Source organism: Methanosarcina subterranea, from assembly GCF_055385895.1.
Genome location: NZ_AP042426.1, coordinates 762,940 through 785,586, shown reverse-complemented (window position 1 = coordinate 785,586; position 22,647 = coordinate 762,940). Strand labels below are relative to the sequence as shown.

Here is a 22,647-nt window from a genome sequence, read left to right as displayed (position 1 = left end):
ATAAGGAGAAAAAAATGGCAGGCGAAACTAAATGTTCATGCGGTTCGGCAAATGTGGCGATTTTCCCCTGCGTAGGGGCAGCGAATGTTGGACAGCTCTCAAACAAAGTTGCAGTTGAACTCGAAAAGCAGGGGATTGGAAACCTGATGTGCACAGTCGGGATCGGAGCCAGAGCTCCGGGGCTCATGAAGTCTGCGGAAGCTTCTGACAGGATTATTACAATTGACGGCTGCCCTGTAAACTGTGCAACAAAAACTCTTGAACTTGCAGGTTTCAAGGTTGACCTCCAGATAGTGGTTTCGGAATTAGGGATTAAGAAAACCAAGGACAGAGATCCAAAGGACGAAGAAGTCGCCGAGGTTATGGGAAAAGTTATGGAGATCCTGCAATCCGAATGATCTCCACTCTATTTTTATTTAAGTATTTTACTCTAACTTCCCTCTGATTCTTAGTATACTGTTTTAACTGTTAATCAAATTTACAATCAGTTTTTAATCCATTTTCAGCTTCATAATTATCTTTCAAGCTGTTTAATTATCTTTCGAGCTTTTTAATTTTTTGAGGTCCTTAACCGATTTTTTAAGGCCCTGTTTAATTCCATGTAATTAAAAACTGGAAAGGTATATATTCTCATATATCAAGATATATTGATATGAGTGAAGAAGAAAATCTACAACTCTTCAAAGCCCTCAGCGAAGAAACCAGATACAAAATAATAAAAGTCCTGCTGGAAGGGGAGAAATGTGCCTGTGAAATCCCGGAATTGATCGGCAAAACTCAGTCCAATACCTCGATGCACCTGGCAAAGCTGCAGGACTGGGGCATTGTCAAGGCGAGAAAGGACGGAAAGATGAGACTTTATTCCATAGATGACGAAAAAGTCCGGAAGATTTTGAAAATAGCAGAGGAATAAATCCTTTTAAGTCCTTTTTTTCAGCTGCACTCTTTATATTCCGGAAACTCCGGAATAAAATCCCATAAATCCCCACAGAGTAGAAACATAAAGATTTAATAACGGCAGCAATCGCAGCCATTTCCGCATGAGGGAAGGAGGTTCTGGTTGCCACTTTCTACTTCCCAGCATTCAAAGCAGAGTTTTACCGTACCAAGTTCTCTGTGCTTAACTTTGAGCAGCGAATTTTTATCCTTTCCACAGATAGAGCATTTTACCATGTTAGAATCCTCTTTTAAAGTATTTTTCCGGGAAATTCATGAAGACCTTTCCACCCTTTTTCGGCAAACTTTCTGACTGCTTTCTGAACAGATATATTTTCCAGACCTATTTTGAGTTTCTGCTGCACCGGGTACCAAACCCGGAATCAAATATTTTATAAAAATGCCCCCTGAGACAAAATCTCCTGTAGATAGAAAAGTTTATATCAAAACAACATTATATCAACATATATTGATATGATGTTTAGTAATATATTCAGCAGATTGAGTATCTATAAACCGTAAGAATCTAATAGAAAAGAAGGAGCAAATAATGGCTGACATCTTCTATCCTCTCCAACTGATTGCTGACAAAATGACCTATGGAGTTTTCGGGATTGCACCCGATACTAACCTTGCAGCCAGTGTTAACTTTATAATTTATGATGTAATGAAAATCTTCGTCCTGCTGGCTGTAATGATTTTTGCTATCTCTTATATAAGGACATATATAACACCGGAAAAGACAAGAAAAGTGCTCGGAGGAAAAAAAGGTCTTCGATACCACTTTGTGGCTTCCCTGATAGGGACTGTTTCACCATTCTGTTCGTGTTCGTCCGTACCTCTCTTCATAGGGTTTGTTGAAGCAGGTGTTCCTCTTGGGGTCACTTTTTCTTTCCTGATCACGTCTCCTCTGGTAAATGAGGCAGCAGTTGCCGTACTCTGGGCAACTCTGGGCTTCAAGGCAACAGCACTCTATGTGGTGTCAGGTATTGTACTGGGCGTACTTGGCGGCTATCTGATAGGTATCCTGAAGCTTGAAAAGTATGTAGAAGAATTCGTCTATAAAATAAAGGTGGGCCAGAAGGCTTCGGAGCCTGAGAAACTCAATGTCAGAGAAAGAGTAGGTATCGCCGTTGAAGGCGTAAAAGAAATCGTGGAAAAGGTATGGATCTACGTGATCATAGGAGTCAGCATAGGAGGGCTCTTTCACGGATATGCGCCTGAAGGAATTCTCGAAAGGTATGCAGGTGAAGATAACCTGCTTGCAGTGCCGATTGCCGTCCTTGTTGGCGTACCTCTTTACTCCAATGTTATGGGTATGATCCCTATAATAGAAAGCCTGATTGGAAAGGGACTTCCGATAGGGACTTCTCTGGCATTCCTAATGTCGGTTACTGCCGTGTCCCTGCCTGAGATGATTATCCTCAAAAAAATGCTGAAAAAAGAATTGATCGCAATCTTTGTCTCGATCGTCGCCGTATCAATTATTTTTACAGGATACCTGTTTAATTTGCTGCTGTGACCCGTACTGCAAAGCGGCAATAAAATCAGTATAAGAACAGAGAAAGGATAAAGGAGATAATAATAGAGTAGATAAAAATAGAGGAGATAAAAATGAAAATTGAAATTCTTGGAACCGGATGTGCAAAATGTAAGAAAACAAAAGAAATCATCGAGAAAGTCCTTGCTGAAACGGGTAAGAAAGCTGAAGTCGTTAAAGTGGAGAACTTTGAAACGATCCTTAACTATGGCGTGATGATCACTCCTGCAGTCGTGATTAATGGAGAGGTTAAACTTGCAGGCAAGGTTCCGGATGAAAAAGAAGTAAGGAAATGGATAGCCTGACCTTTCAACGTATCAAAGGCATCTTTTGGATTATTTTTCATTCCTCTTTATTCCAGCCTTTTTATTCCGATTTTCCAGAGTCCTTTTATCCCGGTTGTTTTTTATCCAGCTATTATCTTTATCCGAGATCCATTTATCCTGTTATATGTTATTTCTTTTCTTATCCCGGTATTTTTTATCCCGTTTTCGATTATTCCTTATTTTTATCCTATAATCCTTTATTTTAGATCCTGTCAACGCTTCTACCTGCTTTTTGCCCGAAAACAGAGTGTCTGCATGGCTTATTTATACTGACAGAAGGATACTATAAAAGTAGGTTGAAGGAAAGTAGGTTTGAAGGGGACGCCAAAATGAGCTTTAAAGGGACAGTTTAGTGAAAGCGCTAACATTGTATCCTGAGATAGGGGGCACCAGATTGATTGAAACAGTACTTGTTCCTGCGGACTTTACAATAGAAACGGAAGATTTGCTCGGCTGCATAGGGGAACTTAAAAACGCCGGCCTGAAGAAAGTTATCCTGCTGCATGTGGTGGACATACATAAGAGCCAGGGGCTTGCCCCTATGTTTGAACGAAATGCAGAGAAGAGAATTGAAGATTATGCAGACTTTGCCAGGGAACTTGAAATTGAAACCGAAACCCTGGTGATAGTAGGAGATATAAGAAAGACAATTGCAGAGGTTGCAGACCGAAAAGATGTTGATGCGATAATAATGGGAGCCACAACTAAAGGATTCATAAAGGGAAAGCTCCTCGGAAGAACTACAGAATACATAGCACGCAGTTCAAAGAAAATACTTCTGGTTGAAAAGTACGACGCTCTGAAAGAAGGAAAAGAAGTTTATGAGAAGGCATGCAGGGCAACTTTCTCCAAAATCCTTGTGCCTCTCGACTTTTCAAAAGAGGCAATGAAAGCGGTAGAACAGCTCCAAGAATTTGAGGGGATAGTAAAAGAGGTTCTGCTTCTGCATGTAATAGATGATATAAAAGATATGGACCTGGTAGATGAACAGAGAGCAGAGGCAAAAGAAAAGCTCAGGAGAATAAAGGAACGGCTTGCAGGCATAAAGAGCCAGTTCCTCGTCGTTGAAGGAATTCCATCAGATGAGATAGTAAAATTTGCCAGCATAGAAGATGTCACCCTGATCATGCTGACTGCCCGTGGGAAAGGAACTTTGATGGACCTGCTGCTCGGGAGCACGGCAGAAAGCGTACTCCGAAAAACCACAAAGCCCGTGCTGATTATCCCTGCAAGCAAAGAGTTTGAGGGAGAAGATTGGGATGAGGGGGAAGAATATGCCTGAGGGCGATGAAGAAAGGGAGCTGGATTTTTTTAGTAAATACCTTTCTTTATGGGTCGCAATCTGCATTATTCTCGGAACCGTAATAGGCTATCTATTTCCAGGTTTTGCGGGAACCCTTGGGGGTATTGAGATTGCAAACATCTCGATCCCGGTGGCTGTTGTACTTTTGATCATGATGTACCCCATTATGCTTAAAATTAATTTTGAAGAAATCCTGAAAGTTGAAGCAAATCTTAAACCCCTCCTCCTTACACTGGTTGTAAACTGGGCAATCAAACCCTTTACAATGGCTTTTGTTGCATGGCTTTTTATGCGCGTATTCTTCGAATCACTGATCCCTGCCGACCTTCAGGCGCAATATATTGCAGGCATGATCCTGCTGGGCCTTGCCCCCTGTACGGCTATGGTGCTTGTCTGGACATATCTTGCAAGAGCCAATATTAATTATGCTTTGATTCAGGTCTCGGTAAATGACCTTATTATTCTGGTCCTTTTTGCTCCGCTGGGAAAGTTCCTTCTGGGAGTCACAACTGATTTTCCGGTTCCTCTTATGACAATCTTCGTCTCTGTCCTGTTTTATGTGGCAATTCCTCTCGGCCTTGCTGTGCTGACAAGGCAGGTTGTGATAAGGAAAAAAGGTGTTACCTGGTTTGAAAATAACCTCATCCGAAAAACTCAATGGATCACTCCTGCCGGACTTTTAATAACTCTGGTTCTGATTTTTATATTCCAGGGAAATAACATTATAAATTACCCCCTCCACATCCTTCTGATCGCAATTCCCCTCGTACTGCAGACTTACCTGATCTTCGCGATTGGGTATGCAGGAGCAAAATACCTGAGAATCCCTTACAGAGAAGCTGCGCCTTCAACTTTTATAGGTGCCAGTAATTTCTTTGAACTGGCAGTGGCAGTAGCGTTAATCCTTTTCGGAATGGAATCCGGGGCTGCTCTTGCAACCGTTGTTGGAGTGCTTGTAGAAGTGCCTGTTATGCTTTCCCTTGTGAAAATCATGGACAGGAACAGGGAAAAATTCAGGTTCTGATCGAAAAAAAGAGAAAACAAGAAGCAATACGAAAAAGGGCAGAAAGGGAAAAAGTACAAAGAGGAAAAGTAGAAAAGGAAAAAATACAGAAGGAAAAAGTGAAAAGAGAAAAAGTACAGAAGAAAAAGTAGAAAAAACTGTAAAGCTAACTATGAGTTCGAATTCAAAGCTTCAGCTCTTTATTCAGTTTCCGCAGCAGCACCCTTTCTCTGTTTCGGGTTTCTTTTCTTCCTTTTTCTCTTTTTCCGGTACCTCAGGCTTTTTCTCTCCAAAGACAATGTCATAAACGTTTTCGCCGTAGATGTTTGTCCAGCCTAACTGAGAACCTCCGGCTATAAACATAGCAACAGCGATTGATTCGGCAATTTCTTTCTTGCTTGCCCCGTGAGCAACAGCCCTCTGGGAATGTACATCAACACAGAACTGGCAGCGCATAAGGACTGAAGAGGCAATTGCTATAAGTTCCTTGGTCTTGCGGTCAAGTTCTCCACCTTCAAAGATAGAATCTCTTAGTTTTCCGAATGCTTCAGCAGTATCAGGAAGTATTTCGTTCATGAATGGCATTTTATTCCTCCACTTAATTCTACAATCTTAGTTTATAAAATACAGAAAGTCACATATCAAGTTTCATTGATATTCAAAACATCAATATTAAAAGAAAGATAATAAAAAAGAAATAGAGAAAAGTCCTTGTAGAATACTCAGGGAAAATATGAGAGCTCATCCCAAAACAAATTTTATACTAAAATCCTTAAAGTTTCAGAACTATTTTCCACTATCAGAAGCTCGATTGATTATTCGGAATTTGAAATTCAGAGATGCGATTTTGAGGTCAGCTCTTAAAGAATCTCGAAATCCACGATAAAAGAAGAAATCGTAAGCGAGTAATAGATAAAGGTGACAGATTGACCGAAATTACAGTAAATTCTACGATCTGCGGTTTTACCCATAAAATTAAGGGGATCATGAAAGGCGACAAGATTATTGTAGATATCGAAACCCTATGTGAAAAAATAAAAAAGCTTTCGCATATGGAAATTCCCATGATGGAAACTCTGGACATCAAGAATAATTATGTGATTGATAGAGCACAGGGAGCCCAGTGTTCCTCAAACTGCCTGGTGCCCTGTGCTGTGCTTAACCTCTGCAAGCTGGAAAGTGGTTTTATGGCAAGGTCTCTTGCAAAAAAAGCGGGCAGCATCAGTATCGAATTCAATAGTATCTGAAATTGTATATTAATATCAACTTCGCTTACTTTGGAAGATAATCTTTTTAATTGGATAGTATTTGAGCACTGGTTGCTTTGCAAACCACTTTCCAGTTTTTATAATTTTTACACTACGGCATACTTTGGGTTTTTAGAAACTGAGTAACAGCATTTTTTAACACCTTACCCTGTTCCTACCCTGTTCAAAATCAAGTAATTTCTCATGTTGCTCTTTGCACTTCGATCTTGGGAATACTATTATTGTTTCATAATATGTGCTTACTGCATATTCTTTTCCTTTTTAATCCGAAGTCCTGGAACTCAGAGAGAAATAATATAACCAATATTTTAGACCGTATAGTTTGGTCTTTGAGTTTTCATGTTTTGACTTCTTCAACTTTAAAGTTACTTCCAACGATTTTCTCCATCATGTATCCTACGAGTATAAACAGCGGCAGTGCTATTAGTGTCCTTAAAACCGTAAATTTTATCCCCAGATAACCTATCTCTATCCCAAGCATAGGTAACTTCATGGATGAAAAAGCTCCTAAATAAATGAAAATGTTTCTTACAGATGCACCTTTTTTGCATAAAATATACGCAACCGGGAATGCCCCATAAAGCGGCCCTGCCTGAAGCATTGCCAGCAAGATAACTAAAAAAATGCCTTTAACTCCGGATTCTTTACCTATATGCTTCTCAAGCGCTTCTTTTGGAACCCAAACATCAAAGAGTCCGATTATTATGAACAGGAAGGGAATAAATGAAATCATTTCTAAAAAGAATTCATTAAAATTGGAATATATAACAAGACCTGGCTTAAATCCTATGAAATATGAACCTGTAGAAAAGATAACAAAAAGTATAACCCATATATAGTTTTTCAGGTATTTCTTCACATTAACCAGCCCATAAAAATGCCTATTATTATTGCCGCAATTAGATTCAAAAAGTTCCTCAGTATTGCGGCTTTCTTGCCAAAATATTTTATTTCAAGAGGCAATGTGACAACTCCTACCATCATCATTGTAGTCATAAAAACTGCAACGACAGCATAAGTTGCACCCTGCTGAAGTAGAGTAGCAGCCAGGGGATATGAGATAAAACCTGGTATCAGAGTAATTGATCCGATAAATGCAGCTATCCCAAAACCATACCACCCAGAATTAGCTCCAAGATAACGCACAATTAAAGGTTCAGGGATAAAGAAAAGCATTATGCTTATAAGAATTAAAATATTGAGGAACGGATGAAGAATATTGAAGAGCATTTTTCCGCCCTTCTTCAGACCAAGAAATGTCTTTTCTCTATCTAAAATGAAGGATAAAAGTAAACTTACCCCGGTCAACAATCCAAAGATAAATGTATTGCTAAACACCATTTTTCTCCGACCATCTGGGAATGTACCTGATTTTCCGCCAGGAAACGAAAAAACAACTTCATGATATTGAAGATGTGTTGATAAATCCGTAAATTAGCTTGTTCAGGCTCGAAATTTTAATTCCATTTCAGTTTTCATAACGATATCCGCCTCGTTTTCCGGTTCTTCAGATCTTTCCTCCCAAAAAATAGGCCCATACATGTTTCCACCATACATATCTATCCAGCAGAACCGTGAACCTCTGGATGTCCTAAGGACTTCAGGAAGCATACCGTTCTGGATATACACAAAATTTTTCTTATCCTTATGCTCCCGTTTAATAGTAAAGTGGGCTCCGATTATGTATCTCATTTGTCTAAAATTCAAGGCATTCCTTTCTATTGCTAGTTTTTGACTAAAATATTTATTTTCAAAACGCAATGCGATAACTTCTACTACCAGTACAGCGGTTATAAAAACTTCAATAAGAGTGTATGTTATTCCTGGCCTAAGTAAAGTGCAGGTAAGGGGATGTAATAAGAAAACGGGTAGCTGGGTAATTGATCCGGAAAGTGCAGATGTTACAAAACCATACCAGCAAGAATTGGCTCCAAAATAACGTACAGCTAAGGAGTCAGGGACGAAGAAAAGTATTATTTTTATAAGGATTAAAATATTGAAGAAATGAAAAAGAGTTTTAAAGAGCTTTTTTTTGACTTTATTTAAGCTAAGAGGTATCTTATCTCTTTCCGAAACAAAAAACCGAAATAAACTTCCCCCTTTCAAAGACCAAAATATAAAAGTGTTACTAAACATTACTCTTCTCCGATTGTTTGGGAATTGCCCTGATTTTGCTCTTTGATGCATAACTTCTATTATTATTTCAAATTTATTTGAAATAACATATATAAAGCTTTCTATTTCAAATCAATTTGAAACAAGCTCCTTAAACTTCCAGATACGAAAAAAGATGCAGGAATATGGCATAATTCTTTATGAATCAGTTGTGCACAAGTTATTATGTTTACGCAAAGTGTTCAAACAGGAAATTGTTCAAATATATAATAGGTATGGTCGTTTTCGACCCGGAATGTAATCGATTTGTCCTGCTCTATTGTATAATTGAGTAATTTATCTGATGTGCTATCGCAGACCCGAGTATACTCTCCAGATCTTATATTTACATTTACCAGGGCATAAGAGCTGTTTGTATGCGCCTTAAACATAGTAGAGTTCTCAGTATATTGCAGGATGTCAAAACTAGCCTCACAGGTATTGCGATTTATTTGGCCGTAATCATAAAAAGAGACTATGGATGCGTTGTTAGAATTGTAATTGTCCACCCAGCTTCGGAATTTTGAACTGCTAATTGAGTATTTTATGGCTGGCTCCAGATCAAGTTCATGGGTGAAAGCCGGGTACACCATGCCTGCCCTGGATGCCGGTCCCCACCATGCCCAGGTATCGTCATCCAGGTTCCCAACATCTTTTTCCGCATGAATTCCCGAGTCCCCGTTTCTCCAGAACATTCCCAGGTTTTCATACGCGTAAATGGCATGCTCAACATTGTCCCTGTTTCTCATGGAACACCAGCTTGTTGGTTTTCGCCCGATTTTCTCATGAACATACACATACCCCTCATCCATTACTTTATAAGCCTGCTCAGGAGGGAGGTTATTTAATTCTTCAGAATAGTGCACCCCTGCATCCCAGGAATCATTGAAAACCAGACTGCGCAGGTATTCAAGATCGGGCTCACTGCACTGTTCAAGAAGCTCTATATCAAACCAGATTGTTCCTCTGTGATTTTTGCTGTTAAGATAGCGTATACCCTGCTCGGTTGTATTTCGAACATGAGGACCATCAAGCCCGAAAGGAACCAGCCTGCGATCTCCAATTGCGGTTATGAATTTTCGGTCTGCCCTCTGGCTGATATTGTTTACATTGACATCAATATACGTTCCTTTTCCAGTGATAAAAGCTGTGAACTTGATATACCCGTTTGAAAAATCAACATATGGCAGTCTCTGCCTCTCAAAATTATAAAAAGGAGTCGATATATATTTACCATCTTTCGTAGAGATAGTATTTGTCTTGTTGCATCCATCAAATGTAATTTCAAAATCCAATTTCTCTGCGGCATTCCCGATGTGTATGGCGTCAAACCCGAGGTATCCAGAGGAGTTTTCAAAATAACTTTTTAAAATAACTTTCTTGTTTATTTCCTGAATTATCAGTCTTGAACCCGGGCTGTTAAGTTCAACAAAACTATGGTCATCATCCGTATTTACATCTATTGAGATCTGGTATGTACATTTAACCATTGGCGTAAGCCCGCAGATATAGAGGGATCCGGCCTGCCTTGGCTGCCCACGGTAGTGAATAAGTGGAAGAGAGGCAGTTTCGCAGAACCTGTGAGCATCTGAAATCTCCACTAAATTTCCGGAGTGCCTGTGTATTCCAGAACTGACAGAACCAACGATAGTATCTGCAACCGGAAGTAAACTGCAAGGAGATAAACAGGGGCTTCGTGTAGTTTTATATTTTAGCCCTTTTGAAATACTGCTATTAAAAAGAATCTGCGGCCTCAGTGTCCCATAAATTGTTGAATATAGCCGATCATAAATCTTGCTCCCCTGAAGTTTTGCAATTAAAATATTATTCGGAATACTGCTGGTTTTAGAGTAATCCTGCGAAAACAGGGTAATGAAACCCTGATTAATATTTTCAGGGCTTTCCGGATTAACTGTGCTAGGGGAAACGTCAATTCCTCCAATGCAGAATAACTGGATAATAGCTGGGAAGAAATGCCTCAAACGACCGAAAGAACTGTGCTAATTGATACACCGCTGTACTCATGATATTATTGCATGGTACTTGTATTCGTAATACATGGACTGTACGTACTCCATATCAAAACCATGTTTATTTGCAATAACTTCTATTGTACAGGGCTTGTGAGTATATCCTAGAATATCTTTTGGGCGATTTTTCAAGATTGCTGATATAATGGTGAGAACTTCAAAACCTATTTTGCGAAAGATTTTCCAGCATCCGGCATCTCGTGAGAATAGCCCTATTTTCCATAATGGATATAAGCGAGGATCAAGTACGTCAAAAAAGACTATTTTACCCCCTTTATTTAGATGCCTTGACGCATTGGCAATAAATTTGTCAATTTCTTCATCTGTGAGGTACTGAATCACCCCAGCTGCAGTTATCCGGTCAAAGGAGGAATCAAGCTTCTTCCAGACAGTTTTATCGTCAGCAAGGATTAAATCTATATTTCCATGATTTCTTTCCCGGATTTTCTTACTTGCTTCATCAAGCATTGATGCGGAGAAATCAACTCCTACAAGTTTTTCATATTCCGGTGCATAATAAACCAGGAGCTCCCCGGCACCGCAACCAAAGTCAAGAAGTGTTTTGCCCCCATCCAGATGAAAGAGTTTTTCTTTAGCTTCTTTGAAAAGGAATTGCTCAGCTGAAGACCTGTGACCTCCGCTTCTCCTATTTGCAAAGAATTCTTCCCAGACATTTTTTGGTTTTGACATTTTATACCCCTGAGTCTTAATTATAATGCTTTTCTCCATACGACCAGGGCTTTACACGGATAATTTAGTTGGTGTTTAAGCTCGCTGATTTTTTCTCCAAGAGAAGAGAATAGTTAATTTCACTCATTTGCACATAAATACTTATAGATTTCGGACTAAATATCCTTTTTCCTATATTATTAAATTTTTATAACTTTATTGCTTTCACCCTTTGTTTTTAAAAATCGCAACCGCTGAAGCTCGATTGATATGAAACTGGAGAGATACTTGAATGTGACTAATTTTGCTCTCGAGCGTACGATATCCATAGTTATTTCAAAGGTATTTGAAATAAGCTATATAAAAAATTTCGCTATAAAATATGTTTGGAAGATATGGCTGAACATTCAATTAAAAGAACAGGAGATCACTTAAAACATTCAGCAGATCACTTAAAATATTCAGCAGACAACTGAATATTTTATGTATCTATTTCAGTAAGAGGAAACTGAATAATTTTATGGACCCATTTCATGTAGAGGGAAGATAGACTGAAAATGACAAACAATGGAATGGCAAACAATGGAAATGGCAAACAATGGAAATGGCAAACAATGGAAATAGCAAACAATAGAAATGAAACCGCAAGCGCATTTTTCCTCAAATACTTGTTAGCGGCACGGTCCTAAATTTTATTCATTCTTTCCTTGGATAGAGGCAGAATTCTTGTAAAACTACTTTTTGAATTCGGCACCTTTATATTTCATATCGATGTACCTAAATATAAGCATACTATGATTTGTTTTAAATTGAGGTGTACGTAAATGGGAAAATTAGGGAAAAACTTGCTTGGAAAGCTTATTGGAAGCGATAAAAGTTGCTGTTGTTGCGGCCCTTCTATATTAAGCGTCAAAAAAATAAGGGTTGGTGGCAAAGATATGGACATTGCCGGGCTGGACGAGGAGCTTGAAAAATATCGTGCTGCGGGCAAGGCTCCAGAGGATATAGACAGCGAAGAGCTTATGCGAAACCTTGCAAAAATAAATGAGATTCCAGAAGAAGAAATGGAAAAATTTAAAGTTGCAGTGCTGAAAGAATATAAAATATACTGGCAGGAGAAAAAAGTGTAGACATATCAACACAAATGGATATGAAATATTGCCACATCCTGATAAGAATCTGGATATGAGGTATCAGAGATGAACATTAAATGCTCAATCTGCGGAAAAGAAGAAGACTCGTTATTTCGGGCTAATCATAGGGACCTGGGAGCCATAAAACTATGTGCAGGATGCTGGTCGAAAGAACATAGCAAGGAGAAGTTGCTTCCTTTAGAAGATAAAGGCAACTGCTGCAGATGAATCAATAGGAGCCGAAAGGAAATAAGATGTAAACAGGAGATCAGGTGTGGATAAAAGAAAGAGTGAAGTGGAAATAGAAAGATTGAAGCGTTTTATTTTTGACCGGGATCAGTTAGAGGTAAGGACGCAGAGACTCAGTTCTCTGGTAAATGGGCTTGATGAAGAAGCATTACATTCGGAATCCAGGATCTTTAAAGCCCTTGCGGATATAAATCGCCTCAAGATTGTAAAATTATTGAAAGAAGGAGAACTCTGCGCCTGTGAAATAACGGTTGCCCTTTCCAATTCTCAATCCACTGTTTCCCACCATCTGTCTGTATTGAAAAATGTAGGCCTGATCAAAGAACGAAAAGAGGGAAAATGGTCTTACTTTCGCCTGTCGGATGGAGCAGTTATTGAGATGCTTAACCAGGCAAGGTTGCTTACTGAGGAGTAAAACTCCGGTAAAGTTCCCTTTTTAGAAGTAAATTAGGAGAATTCGAGGGCAGAATTGAGCCCTTCGAAAACGATTTAATTTTTAGAGGTGCCGGGTTCCGGAGAAAATCAGAATAATTTGGTTTCCAATAGCTGAAGCTTTGGGTGATTTCAAGGAAAAATAAATTTTGCAGGAAGATCAAGATGTTCTGGAATAATTTTATTGTAGCGGCCAATTTCTTCGTTGAAATCGCCGTGGAGCTTATTGTTTTATTTATAGGGATAACTTTTCTGGTGGGGCTGATCCAGGAGTATGTGCCGGAAGAAACCATAAAAAAAGCTATGGGAGGGAGGCACAAAGTAGTAGGCAGCATATTTGGGGCAGGATTTGGTGCTCTCACCCCCTTCTGTTCCTGTTCAACCATACCGCTTCTCCTGGGAATGCTCAAGGCTGGTGTACCTTTTGCTGCAGCAATGGCATTTCTGTTCTCATCGCCCTTGTTAAACCCGGTGATAATATCCCTGTTTATCATTTTACTGGGCTGGAAGATAGCTGCTCTCTATTTTGCCATTACCTTCGTGGCTACAATTGTTATTGGCCTCTTGCTTGACGGGATTGGCTTCTCAAGTCAGGTTAAGTCGGTGGCCGTTGTACGAAACAGTTGTGATTGTAAACAGGCAACAGACGCGAAATCAAGAGTACAGAGGGCTGCAAAATTCGCATTTAGCCTGTTCCGCCAGCTAGTGCCTTATCTCCTTCTTGGAGCAGGTATCGGCGCATTTATTCACGGATTTGTACCCACTGATATTATCACCCGCCTTGCCGGACCGAACAATCCTCTGGCAATTCCTGTGGCTGCAATTGTCGGCATTCCCATCTATATCCGGGCAGAGACCATGATTCCCATTGGACTTGCACTCATTGAAAAGAGAATGAGCGTGGGAGCCGTCCTGGCATTGATAATTGGCGGCGCAGGAGCCAGCATACCCGAGTTGGCCCTTCTTTCAGCCATCTTCAAAAAAGGGCTGCTGGCAGCCTTCGTGGTGACCGTTTTTACCATAGCTGTGGCTGCGGGATATCTTGCCAATCTGCTAGCAGTGTGAAAGTTTCCAAAAAAGAACCAGGAATAGTTCAGGCAAACCCCGAAACCTAACATCATCTCCCAAAAATCCGGTAGCCCCGGTCTCTATCTCATATCTGACCTGCTGGAAGACCTTGAGCTGGTTTCCCCTCAAATACTGTAGCAGGATCCCTGAAACTTCTGTTAGTTACTTCTCTTGCTTTGGAAGACCTGGTAGGAAGCTCTTGATGCATATTGCAAATAGCACAGATTGAACTTCTCCTCTGTGCTACTTTTTCCTCTGTGTTACTTAGTGTTCAGGATGAAGTTTCACGTTTTCGAAGTAAAGGTCTCAGAAGCCGCTGAGGTGATTCTGATAGACCATAAAAAAGCCGACTGTCAGAATTATAAGGCCTGCAGCTTTTTTCAAAGGAAAACTGTGTTTTGAGAATCTCTGAAGCCTTGTGGAAGAAAAGCTTGCAGAATAAGCAACAAAAAGCATTGGAATAGAAAAGCCAATGGAATAGATAAAGAGCATCAGCGCTCCATATGTAACTTTACCTGAAACTGCGACCATTGTCAGGATAGACCCAAGTACTGAACCCACACACGGAAGCCAGACAATCCCGAGAGAAAGACCAAGCAAAAAGCCCCCGAAAAGCCCCTCCTTTTTGGAGTTTGCAAGCGAAGAAAAATTTCCAAAAACATTGAAAATATTGAGGTCAAAGAGCAGTGAAATACCCATTGTGATCAGAAGAGCTTCGGCAAAGATATAAAGTAGATCGAGATAAGCCGTGAGCGTTGCTCCGAAAAGGGAGGTGATGATTCCCATGCTGGTAAAGGAGAGAGACAGCCCCAATACAATTGCAAAGGGCCTGAACTTTCCTTGTTCAGTTGAATAAGCAAAAACTGCCGGAATTACGGGAAGGATGCAGGGGGAGAGGACACTGACGACCCCTGCAAAGAAAGCAGCAATCGGTAGAAAGTCAGAAAACATAGGTTTACTCCTCTATATTTCTGGATTCGATAGCTTTCTCAAGAGTCTCTGAAAGGGTTTCTTTATCAGCAACACCCAGGAACCTTGCACTCGCTCTTTCCGAACTTTTGCTTCCGTCCTGCCGTATGTACATGTACTTACCGTCCTCAATGCCTGTAATAATACAGGTATCCGGAATGACTCTTACTCCGAACCGTGCTGCAAATTCAGGGTGCTCCTTGACATCAATAATCATAATTGAAGCAGACTCCTTATACAGAGGAAGAAGCTCCGAGAGCACCTGTTCCTGCTTTTGACAGGGAATGCAGCTTTTAGACCCAAGTTTCAGCACAACAGGGCCTTTTGTAAGGGCTTCATCAATCTGACTCAGATTCGTAACCTCAATCAACCCTGCTTCACTGACGGAATCATCGACATCCGCGCAACCTGAGCTGAAAAGAAGAAAACAAAAAATCACCAGAAAGAAAAGCGATTTTTTCAAAAAGAGCGGAAACGAAAAAGAAAGACGTTTTTTAGTCTGTATATTATCTAATGGCTTCATTATAATTCTCCAAAAACCTTCAGGTTTTTAAGTAAGAAACAGTAAGTGAAATATTTAAGATTAAAATGTTAATAAAGTTAATGTTAACAGTGTTATAAATATCTTGTCCGAATTGCATATAAGCCACACATACGCAAAATAATCTGAAGAGTTAATATCAATGCAATGAAGTTGTAAATAATGTTGTGACTTAAAAATTATGTAATTATCAGGGTATTCTGGTACCATTCATTCAACAAAGCTTTCCTGTTCTGCCAATTGAATTCAGGATTTGTGATTATAAAGAACTGCAAGGTAGACATCAAGAAATCTTGATATGAGATCAATAAAGGACTCAAAGTTAGAGAAAAAAAATCAAATATAAATAATAATATGTTTGATATCAAACAAAATTGATATGAAAATCCTTATTTAGAAGCTTAACTTCTTTTATTTATGAGCTATTGCTGCCCTGCGGACCCCGAGAAAAAAAAGGAATGGGAAGAGAAAATGCTCCAGGAAGTAGATTTTCTGGACAACGATATTAAAAAAGCCAGCGAAATATTCAGTGCTCTCGGGCATCCGATAAGATTAAAAATTGCTTATTTTCTCTCACAGAGAGAACACTGTGTCTGCGAACTGATATTCAAATTAAACGAGAGGCAAAACCTTGTTTCCCATCACCTGTCTATCTTAAAAAACTGCGGAATCATCGAAGCCTATAACAGCTCAAAATGGCGGTTTTACAGATTAAACCCTGAATTTGCAGGTATTTTGAAGACTATATCTCAGATGCAAAATAAAAAGTCCGAATAAAAAAACCCTATCCTAAAAGCCCTTTTTTAATTCGCAGCTACCCCATGCTTTTCCACCAGTTTACCTGATGATTCTTTAAAGAAGCAAAAAGAACACGAAAGCAAGTGTTTTTATTCTTACCAGCAGTTTGTTCGCAGCTTTTATTTTTTAATTTTTCTCTTCTGTTTTGCAGCTCATTTTTTCTCTTCTTTTTTACGGGAAAGACTGCTCTTCTTCGTCGAGCGTGATAAGAACGACCCGATATAGCGAATAAGGCCGGGCAGATCAGAAACATTTGTAATTGAATTGTTCTTAATTTAGTCCTCTTGAGCGAAACGGAGTGGAGCGAAAAGGACGCGTACTCCCGAGGCGCAATTCGGGCGAGACGCAATTCGGGCGAGACGCAATTCGGGCGAGACGCAATTCGGGCGAAGCGCAATTCGGGTAAGCGCATTTTGGAAGATAAAAGCTGCAATTTTATAAGTTAGTCTGCTTGAGCGAGCGAAGCGAGTGAAACAGACCTCGTGCTGTTGCACTTGCAGTGCAACTCCCAGAAAATCTTCGATTTCCTGTGATCCCGAAGCGAAACTCGGGCTGCTCCGCACTTGGCTTTTACTCCTCACAGCAACAGGAGCAGTCCTCTTCATCTTTATCCTTTTCAAAAATCTTGTCGTATATATTTTCACCATATATATTAGTCCAGCCGAGCTGCGATCCGGCAGCAACGAAGGTGGCAACTGCGATTGCTTTGGCAATTTCTTCCTTTGCAGCTCCTGCAGCAACTGCTCTCTGGGAATGTACATCAATACAGAACTGGCAGCGCATAAGGACTGAAGAGGCAACGGCGATTAGTTCTTTTGTTTTGATATCAAGGAAACTGTCCTTGAAAATGGAATTTCTCATCTGTCCGAAAGCTTCAGCGGTTTCAGGTAACATTTCATTTAAAAATGGCACTTAAATTCCTCCGGGTTAGTGAAAACGGAATAAATATATTCAAAACACGTAACATGTCTCAGTCACCAATCAGGGCTCAGCGTCCGGGCTTTCTGCATAGAGTAGTATTCCAGCGCATTTCACCGCTACGGGATTCGGGCTTATGCGTGTATAGAAGGTCTTCGTCATCGTCAGGAGTATTTGTAGGGGTATTCTTTTCAGAATTTTCGTCCTCTGCCAGAGTGTCCTTTTTGTCTTCCATTATCCAGTCTCCTTAGCTCGATTGTTTTTAAGCAATGCTTAACTTCTGCTTAGTAAATATTGAAAATAAGACTTTAAAAACACGTGGGCGGGTATCAAAAATAATTGATGTAAAGAAACACCAAGTGGTGTATGATTTAAATATCAGGTAAAGCCTGTGAATAAAAAGTCAGGAAGATTAAAACGTGTCTCCGAGCTTTTTCAAACCCAGAGCCTGCACGCAGGGCGGGTCCAGCCCATCGGGATATCAGCTTCCAGTCTTCCGGTTTTGTCACAAATCCTGTTTTCAAGCCTGCCTTCAATATTAAAACCGAGTTTTTTATAGAATTCAATAGCTTTCTTATTGCTTTCCCTTGCGATAAGTTCGACCCTCATGATCTCAGGGTGCTTTGATTCCGTTTCCCTCAAAAGGGTTCTGAAGAGAAGTTTACCTATCCCTTTTCCCTGATAGTCAGGATGCACTGCAATTGTCAGATCGCTGAAGATATGTGCAAAAACCTTTATGCCGGGATTATAAGTATGGACCTCACCAATGAGAACTTCGGGATTTTCAGGATCTTCAATTGTCAGAATAATACCTGATTCAAGGCTTTTTTCAATGAAGTTCCTGACATATGCTTCCGTAACCTCATCGGCTTCCCTTGCGATTCCGCCCGAACGGGATGCAACAGTTCTGTAAAGGGCTGCAACTTTGTGCAGGTCCGAAGGTTTGCCCTCTCTGACAGTGTATTGTATTTCCATTTTATTCCGACCCCCTATTCTAAGAAAAAAATCCGTGTGCCAGTATTAAAGTATATCCGTACAGCACATTGAGAGAGCCTGGAGACACGTCGAACGATGAGTAAACCGGAAAGAGAAACAAAGAAGAAAAGGATTCAGGACATGGAAGTGACCATATCGCGACAATAATTAATATATAAACTGTATTATATATGTGCATATCAGGCTTTACTTACGTCATTTATCACTTTTGAAAAAAGGGGAATTTGCTATGCCTATAATGACCATTATCGGGTGCAGGATTTTTGAAGACGAAGTCGTACACCTCATCGAAAAAGAATCCGAACTTGACAGGGTTATAGTTCTTAAGAACGAAAACAATGCAGGACTTATCAGGAAACTGGAAGAAAACGGGAATTCCTATACTGTCCTTCCAATTGAAGAAATCCGTAGAGTATTAGAAAGAAAAGAGAGAAATGAAGAGAGAAAAGGAGAAAAAAGGGAAGAAAGCAGCGGTTTAACCCTTGTCGTCAACCTGCTGGAGTTTGCACTTGATGGTTTTCCGGACAGATTGCGAGAAGCAGTCTACGAAGCCATTGAAGATATGAAAAAGTACTCTGACGCAGTACTGCTCTTATACGGCCTTTGTGGAAATGTGCTCGGAAGCGTTGAAAAAGATTTTGAAGCTTCAGGCTTTCCGGTCTTTATCCTGACCGATAAGGGAGGAGAAATTGTAGATGATTGTGTGGGAGCCGTGCTTGGGGGCAGGGGAGCTTTTCTTTCGAAACTGAAGTCAGAGGGAACTGGTACCTATTTTCTAACGCCCGTGGGAGCAGCTTACTGGAAAGAGATGCTGGTCGCATCAAGGATCACACCTGATCCGGAAAATATTGAAATGACAAAAATGGTTTTTGATTATTCAGGCTACAAAAATGTCGCTAAAGTGGATACAGGACTTCATTACGAAAAAGAGTTCGAAACTAAAGTAAGAGAATTTGCAGAAAGTTTCGGGTTTGAGATTGTGGATATGGAAGGCAGTCCGGATCTGATTGAAAGGTGCTATGAAAGGGCAAGGGAAGAAGTCCTTAGGGGAAAAAAGAGAGGAAGGGAGGAGGGAGATGCTCCGTAAGGCATCCAGAAGCTTCTCCGATAAAGAGTAATTATGGAAAAAAATAATCGTAGCAGAAAGAATTAGTTAATCTTTTATTATTTCCTTTCACACTTATTATTCCGGAAAGATTAGAAACAGGTAAAAGAGAAAGCGAAATAGTAGAGGATATGGAATAATAGAGGATATGGAATAATAGAGGATATGGAATAATAGAGGATATGGAATAATAGAGGATATGGAATAATAGAGAACGTGGAATAGCAGAGAAGTGTAAGTAATAGAGAAAATGAATAATAAAAAATATGAAATAATAGATAAGAGTAAGTAACAGAGAAAATAAACAACAGAGAAAGTGAATAGTATAATAAATAGCAGGAGATGACCCTTGTAGATGGACACCTCTACTTTTAACTCCGGCTCCGAAACGAACTATGACAAGCAGTGGGCTTTTGAGATTGCATATTTTATCCAGCACACGGGCACAACTTTGCAGAATCTGGGAAGTTTTTTGAACGCCGGGGACTATGTTGAAGCTCGGGTACTGGCTGCAGAGATGAAACAGAGAGCAGAGTATGAAAAAACTCTCCAGCCCGATTTCAGGACTTCGGATTATTTTGTACAGGCTCGCAGGCTGTTTAATAGCTTTCTGGATGAGTGCGTAAATTTTGCAGAACTCCTGAGAGTCACAACCATCCAGGAAGAAACAGGATGCGAAGAGCTGCTGGACAAACCTGAGCAGATCAGAAATTCCATAGATAGGTTGAACCTTTTAAAGGAAATGCTGACAGACGAGCTTCATCTTAAGGGCTGGTACTGAGTCAGCCGTGACCTGTAAGAATTAGTATATTTAAAAGACAACAGGTTTTTTATTCTGGACCTGGAAACTTTCAATCGCGAATTTCCCCTGATTTCAAAGCTTCTTCTGAGAGATTACTGCCCGAAAGGTAGCAAAGAATTATATACAGGAAAGGGGTGTAGTGTGTATCCACTGGAGTAAAAGACCACTGTCGAATTACTCATTTGCCTGTATCACGGGGAAGAATTCAAAAGTGTCCGGAACTTATCCAAGAAAGCCATTTTTTGCTGTATAAGTTTATGAATATTAATTCTGAATTTCCCTGGTTTTAGGCAACTTTTCGCAGTCCCGGGGAGATCAACCATTTATACGGCATGTTTACCTGTTTTTAGCGGTATCATGTACCTGTGTTGATAAGTGGACTTTTCCGTAGAGGAAACTGCCGGGCATGCGGCAGACAGTATGCAAACAGCAGGTCTGCAATCTGCAAGACCTGTAGAAAAAATAATTGTAAATTATAGAGTGAGTATATGGAAAAATTAGCAAAATTCAAGGCGCTTGGGCTCTCGGACAGTACATTGAAAGCCCTCAAAAAGAAAGGGTTTGAAGAACCAACCCCGATTCAGGAAAAGGTCATCCCGCTTTTTTTGAAAGGAGAATCTGATATTATAGGGCAGGCTCAAACAGGCACAGGAAAAACGACAGCCTTTGGAGCCCCCATTATAGAAAAAATTCCTGAGAAATCAGGACACGTTCAGGCAATAATCCTGACCCCTACAAGGGAACTCGCAATCCAGGTTTCAGAAGAGCTTAACTCCATAAAAGGAGATAAAAAGCTATTCATTGTCCCTATATACGGCGGGCAGTCCATGACACAGCAGCTTCGCGTGCTGAAAACCGGTGTGGACATTGTTGTAGGGACTCCGGGAAGAGTCATTGACCACATAGAAAGAAAGAGCCTCAATCTCGAACATATTTCGTATTTCGTACTTGATGAAGCCGACGAAATGTTGAACATGGGCTTTATTGACGACATAAAGGAAATCTTAAAGGCAACAGGGCCGAATAAAAGGATGCTTTTCTTTTCAGCCACAATGCCAAAGGCAATCCTTGGAATCGTCAAGAAGTACATGCAGAACTACGAGCATATTACAATTGAGAAAGAAGAGCTTACTGCAAACCTGACCGAACAGATCTATTTTGAAGTTCAGGAAAGCGATAAGTTTGAAGCTCTCAGCAGAATCATCGATATCGAAGACGAATTCTACGGGCTCGTTTTCTGCCGGACAAAAACTGACACCAGCCAGCTTGCCCAGAAACTCAGCGACAGAGGTTATTTAGCCGATGCCCTGCATGGAGACCTCTCCCAGCAGGAGCGGGAGAAAATCCTGAATAAGTTCAGGAAGCAGAAAATAAATATTCTCGCAGCAACCGATGTTGCAGCAAGAGGCATCGATATCATGGACCTGACCCATGTCATCAACTATTCCCTGCCCCAGGACCCTGAGTCCTATGTGCACAGGATAGGAAGGACAGGAAGGGCAGGCAAACAGGGAACTGCTATCACTTTTGTTACATCCACGGAGTTCAGGCGGCTTACCTACATAAAAAAGACTTCAAAGTCCGAAATGAAAAAGGGCCGCCTCCCCGAAATAAAAGATGTAATAAAAGCCAAAAGGACGAGAGTAAAAGCCGAACTTGAAGATACTATAAAGACAGAAGAATATGGCGACTGCCTTGAGATGAGCGAAAAACTTCTTGAGGAGTACCCTGCAGAGAAAATTCTGGCTGCTCTTTTGAAATACGCTTTCAAGGAAAAGTTCGACGAGAGCATGTACACGGAGATTTCCGGCGGCAGCTCCTATGTTGACAAAAAAGGCAAAACCAGGCTATTCATAGCCATGGGAAAAGTCGACGGTATGAGCCCGGAGAAACTGGCATATTTCATCCAGGAAGAACTCGGGGACAGCGAACTGATAATAAGGGACGCAGAGATTTTCCCGCACTTCTCCTTCATATCCATACCCTTTGCCCAGGCTGAAGCCCTGCTCGAAATCTTCAAAAACAAGAGAAGAGGAAGTAAACCCTTCGTGGAACTTGCCCAGAAATCCAGGGGAAGAAGCTCCAGCAGTCCAAATAACGGAAGCAGCAGAAGCGGTGGAAGCAGCAGAAGCGGTGGAAGCAGAAGCGGTGGAAGCAGCGGAAGCAGCGGAAGTGGTGGAAGTAGGCCCAGAAGCGAAAGCAGGCCAAGAAGTACGAAAAAATAATTACTTCCTTTTTTAAATTTTACTTTTTCAGGGTTCCCGAGGCTGCGAAGCTTCAGGGAGTCCGGCAAATTTCGGGTGTATATTTCATAATCCTGATCTTTATTTTTAGATAAGTTTTTTTCTTTGACCGGTAGTTGTTTTGTTTTGTCTTGTCTTGTTTTGTAGTGAGCCGCTTGAAGTTA

Annotated in this window: 27 protein-coding genes; 15 read left to right on the top strand and 12 right to left on the bottom strand. The window is 40.5% G+C overall.

Going from position 1 to position 22,647, the window contains the following annotated elements; translation table 11 throughout:
• Positions 1 to 14: 14 nt before the first annotated feature.
• Together ACZ5A8_RS03455 and ACZ5A8_RS03450 are read left to right on the top strand one after the other, a co-directional pair.
• The gene (locus ACZ5A8_RS03455; RefSeq protein ID WP_464532216.1) at positions 15 to 398 is read left to right on the top strand and encodes a putative zinc-binding protein; all 384 of its coding nucleotides are present in this window, start codon (positions 15 to 17) and stop codon (positions 396 to 398) included.
• Positions 399 to 652: 254 nt separating this feature from the next.
• On the top strand, positions 653 to 913 hold the full coding sequence (locus ACZ5A8_RS03450; protein ID WP_464532214.1) for an ArsR/SmtB family transcription factor: 261 nt from the start codon (positions 653 to 655) through the stop codon (positions 911 to 913).
• 95 nt (positions 914 to 1,008) lie between these two features.
• On the opposite strand, the gene ACZ5A8_RS03445 is transcribed toward ACZ5A8_RS03450, so the two are convergent.
• The gene (locus tag ACZ5A8_RS03445) at positions 1,009 to 1,173 is read right to left on the bottom strand and encodes a hypothetical protein (RefSeq protein WP_464532213.1); all 165 of its coding nucleotides are present in this window, start codon (positions 1,171 to 1,173) and stop codon (positions 1,009 to 1,011) included.
• Positions 1,174 to 1,486: 313 nt separating this feature from the next.
• Here ACZ5A8_RS03445 and ACZ5A8_RS03440 point away from each other — a divergent pair, with 313 nt between their 5' ends.
• The 4 genes from ACZ5A8_RS03440 to arsB all read left to right on the top strand — a co-directional run bounded on the left by ACZ5A8_RS03440 (position 1,487) and on the right by arsB (position 5,129).
• A complete protein-coding gene (locus tag ACZ5A8_RS03440; RefSeq protein ID WP_464532212.1) occupies positions 1,487 to 2,458 on the top strand; it encodes a permease in 972 nt (323 codons plus the stop codon).
• A 92-nt stretch (positions 2,459 to 2,550) separates the two neighbouring features.
• Positions 2,551 to 2,781: a thioredoxin family protein gene (locus ACZ5A8_RS03435; protein WP_322222107.1), complete on the top strand. Its 231-nt coding sequence runs from the start codon at positions 2,551 to 2,553 to the stop codon at positions 2,779 to 2,781.
• Between the two features lie 415 nt (positions 2,782 to 3,196).
• Positions 3,197 to 4,084: a universal stress protein gene (locus tag ACZ5A8_RS03430; RefSeq protein ID WP_464532210.1), complete on the top strand. Its 888-nt coding sequence runs from the start codon at positions 3,197 to 3,199 to the stop codon at positions 4,082 to 4,084.
• Entirely contained in the window at positions 4,077 to 5,129 is a 1,053-nt protein-coding gene (gene arsB, locus ACZ5A8_RS03425; RefSeq protein ID WP_464532209.1) for an ACR3 family arsenite efflux transporter, read from the top strand. The genes ACZ5A8_RS03430 and arsB overlap by 8 nt, the downstream gene beginning before the upstream one ends.
• 183 nt (positions 5,130 to 5,312) lie before the next feature.
• On the opposite strand, the gene ACZ5A8_RS03420 is transcribed toward arsB, so the two are convergent.
• Positions 5,313 to 5,693 carry a carboxymuconolactone decarboxylase family protein gene (locus tag ACZ5A8_RS03420; protein WP_464532208.1) on the bottom strand — a complete coding sequence of 127 codons (381 nt, stop codon included), beginning with the start codon at positions 5,691 to 5,693 and terminating at the stop codon, positions 5,313 to 5,315.
• A gap of 341 nt (positions 5,694 to 6,034) precedes the next feature.
• Here ACZ5A8_RS03420 and ACZ5A8_RS03415 point away from each other — a divergent pair, with 341 nt between their 5' ends.
• Entirely contained in the window at positions 6,035 to 6,355 is a 321-nt protein-coding gene (locus ACZ5A8_RS03415) for a DUF6951 family protein (protein ID WP_464532206.1), read from the top strand.
• A 358-nt stretch (positions 6,356 to 6,713) separates the two neighbouring features.
• Here ACZ5A8_RS03415 and ACZ5A8_RS03410 read toward each other — a convergent pair whose 3' ends face one another.
• From ACZ5A8_RS03410 to ACZ5A8_RS03390, 5 genes are all read right to left on the bottom strand, one after another.
• A complete protein-coding gene (locus ACZ5A8_RS03410; protein WP_464532205.1) occupies positions 6,714 to 7,235 on the bottom strand; it encodes a permease in 522 nt (173 codons plus the stop codon).
• Positions 7,232 to 7,684, bottom strand: coding sequence for a permease (locus ACZ5A8_RS03405; protein WP_464532204.1), 453 nt, complete (start codon positions 7,682 to 7,684; stop codon positions 7,232 to 7,234). Before ACZ5A8_RS03405 ends, ACZ5A8_RS03410 begins: the two co-directional genes overlap by 4 nt.
• Positions 7,685 to 7,819: 135 nt before the next feature.
• The gene (locus tag ACZ5A8_RS03400) at positions 7,820 to 8,482 is read right to left on the bottom strand and encodes a hypothetical protein (RefSeq protein WP_464532202.1); all 663 of its coding nucleotides are present in this window, start codon (positions 8,480 to 8,482) and stop codon (positions 7,820 to 7,822) included.
• Between the two features lie 251 nt (positions 8,483 to 8,733).
• Positions 8,734 to 10,131: a hypothetical protein gene (locus ACZ5A8_RS03395; RefSeq protein WP_464532201.1), complete on the bottom strand. Its 1,398-nt coding sequence runs from the start codon at positions 10,129 to 10,131 to the stop codon at positions 8,734 to 8,736.
• A 420-nt stretch (positions 10,132 to 10,551) separates the two neighbouring features.
• A complete protein-coding gene (locus tag ACZ5A8_RS03390) occupies positions 10,552 to 11,250 on the bottom strand; it encodes a class I SAM-dependent methyltransferase (protein WP_464532200.1) in 699 nt (232 codons plus the stop codon).
• Positions 11,251 to 12,074: 824 nt separating this feature from the next.
• On the opposite strand from ACZ5A8_RS03390, the gene ACZ5A8_RS03385 reads away from it, so the two are divergent.
• From ACZ5A8_RS03385 to ACZ5A8_RS03370, 4 genes are all read left to right on the top strand, one after another.
• The gene (locus ACZ5A8_RS03385; RefSeq protein WP_464532198.1) at positions 12,075 to 12,359 is read left to right on the top strand and encodes a hypothetical protein; all 285 of its coding nucleotides are present in this window, start codon (positions 12,075 to 12,077) and stop codon (positions 12,357 to 12,359) included.
• A gap of 69 nt (positions 12,360 to 12,428) precedes the next feature.
• Positions 12,429 to 12,590: a hypothetical protein gene (locus ACZ5A8_RS03380; RefSeq protein WP_464532196.1), complete on the top strand. Its 162-nt coding sequence runs from the start codon at positions 12,429 to 12,431 to the stop codon at positions 12,588 to 12,590.
• Between the two features lie 46 nt (positions 12,591 to 12,636).
• On the top strand, positions 12,637 to 13,026 hold the full coding sequence (locus ACZ5A8_RS03375; protein ID WP_464532194.1) for an ArsR/SmtB family transcription factor: 390 nt from the start codon (positions 12,637 to 12,639) through the stop codon (positions 13,024 to 13,026).
• Positions 13,027 to 13,208: 182 nt separating this feature from the next.
• Positions 13,209 to 14,108, top strand: coding sequence for a permease (locus ACZ5A8_RS03370; protein WP_464532193.1), 900 nt, complete (start codon positions 13,209 to 13,211; stop codon positions 14,106 to 14,108).
• 309 nt (positions 14,109 to 14,417) lie between these two features.
• Here the strand turns inward: ACZ5A8_RS03370 and ACZ5A8_RS03365 are convergent, their stop codons facing one another.
• Together ACZ5A8_RS03365 and ACZ5A8_RS03360 are read right to left on the bottom strand one after the other, a co-directional pair.
• Complete coding sequence (locus tag ACZ5A8_RS03365; protein ID WP_464532191.1) at positions 14,418 to 15,062, bottom strand: cytochrome c biogenesis CcdA family protein; 645 nt, start codon at positions 15,060 to 15,062, stop codon at positions 14,418 to 14,420.
• Positions 15,063 to 15,066: 4 nt separating this feature from the next.
• Positions 15,067 to 15,603 (bottom strand): thioredoxin family protein, encoded by a 537-nt coding sequence (locus ACZ5A8_RS03360; RefSeq protein WP_464532190.1) that lies wholly within the window; start codon positions 15,601 to 15,603, stop codon positions 15,067 to 15,069.
• Between the two features lie 435 nt (positions 15,604 to 16,038).
• Between ACZ5A8_RS03360 and ACZ5A8_RS03355 the strand changes: the two genes are divergently transcribed.
• Positions 16,039 to 16,398 (top strand): ArsR/SmtB family transcription factor, encoded by a 360-nt coding sequence (locus tag ACZ5A8_RS03355; protein ID WP_464532188.1) that lies wholly within the window; start codon positions 16,039 to 16,041, stop codon positions 16,396 to 16,398.
• Between the two features lie 591 nt (positions 16,399 to 16,989).
• On the opposite strand, the gene ACZ5A8_RS03350 is transcribed toward ACZ5A8_RS03355, so the two are convergent.
• From ACZ5A8_RS03350 to ACZ5A8_RS03340, 3 genes are all read right to left on the bottom strand, one after another.
• A complete protein-coding gene (locus ACZ5A8_RS03350; RefSeq protein WP_464532187.1) occupies positions 16,990 to 17,331 on the bottom strand; it encodes a carboxymuconolactone decarboxylase family protein in 342 nt (113 codons plus the stop codon).
• Between the two features lie 76 nt (positions 17,332 to 17,407).
• Entirely contained in the window at positions 17,408 to 17,572 is a 165-nt protein-coding gene (locus ACZ5A8_RS03345) for a hypothetical protein (protein ID WP_464532185.1), read from the bottom strand.
• Positions 17,573 to 17,772: 200 nt separating this feature from the next.
• Positions 17,773 to 18,312: an N-acetyltransferase family protein gene (locus ACZ5A8_RS03340; protein WP_464532184.1), complete on the bottom strand. Its 540-nt coding sequence runs from the start codon at positions 18,310 to 18,312 to the stop codon at positions 17,773 to 17,775.
• A 250-nt stretch (positions 18,313 to 18,562) separates the two neighbouring features.
• Here ACZ5A8_RS03340 and ACZ5A8_RS03335 point away from each other — a divergent pair, with 250 nt between their 5' ends.
• From ACZ5A8_RS03335 to ACZ5A8_RS03325, 3 genes are all read left to right on the top strand, one after another.
• Positions 18,563 to 19,420: a DUF1638 domain-containing protein gene (locus ACZ5A8_RS03335; RefSeq protein ID WP_464532182.1), complete on the top strand. Its 858-nt coding sequence runs from the start codon at positions 18,563 to 18,565 to the stop codon at positions 19,418 to 19,420.
• Positions 19,421 to 19,793: 373 nt separating this feature from the next.
• Entirely contained in the window at positions 19,794 to 20,219 is a 426-nt protein-coding gene (locus ACZ5A8_RS03330; RefSeq protein ID WP_464532181.1) for a hypothetical protein, read from the top strand.
• Between the two features lie 509 nt (positions 20,220 to 20,728).
• Positions 20,729 to 22,465, top strand: a complete 1,737-nt coding sequence (locus ACZ5A8_RS03325) for a DEAD/DEAH box helicase (RefSeq protein WP_464532180.1) — start codon at positions 20,729 to 20,731, stop codon at positions 22,463 to 22,465.
• The last annotated feature ends 182 nt before the right edge of the window (positions 22,466 to 22,647 follow it).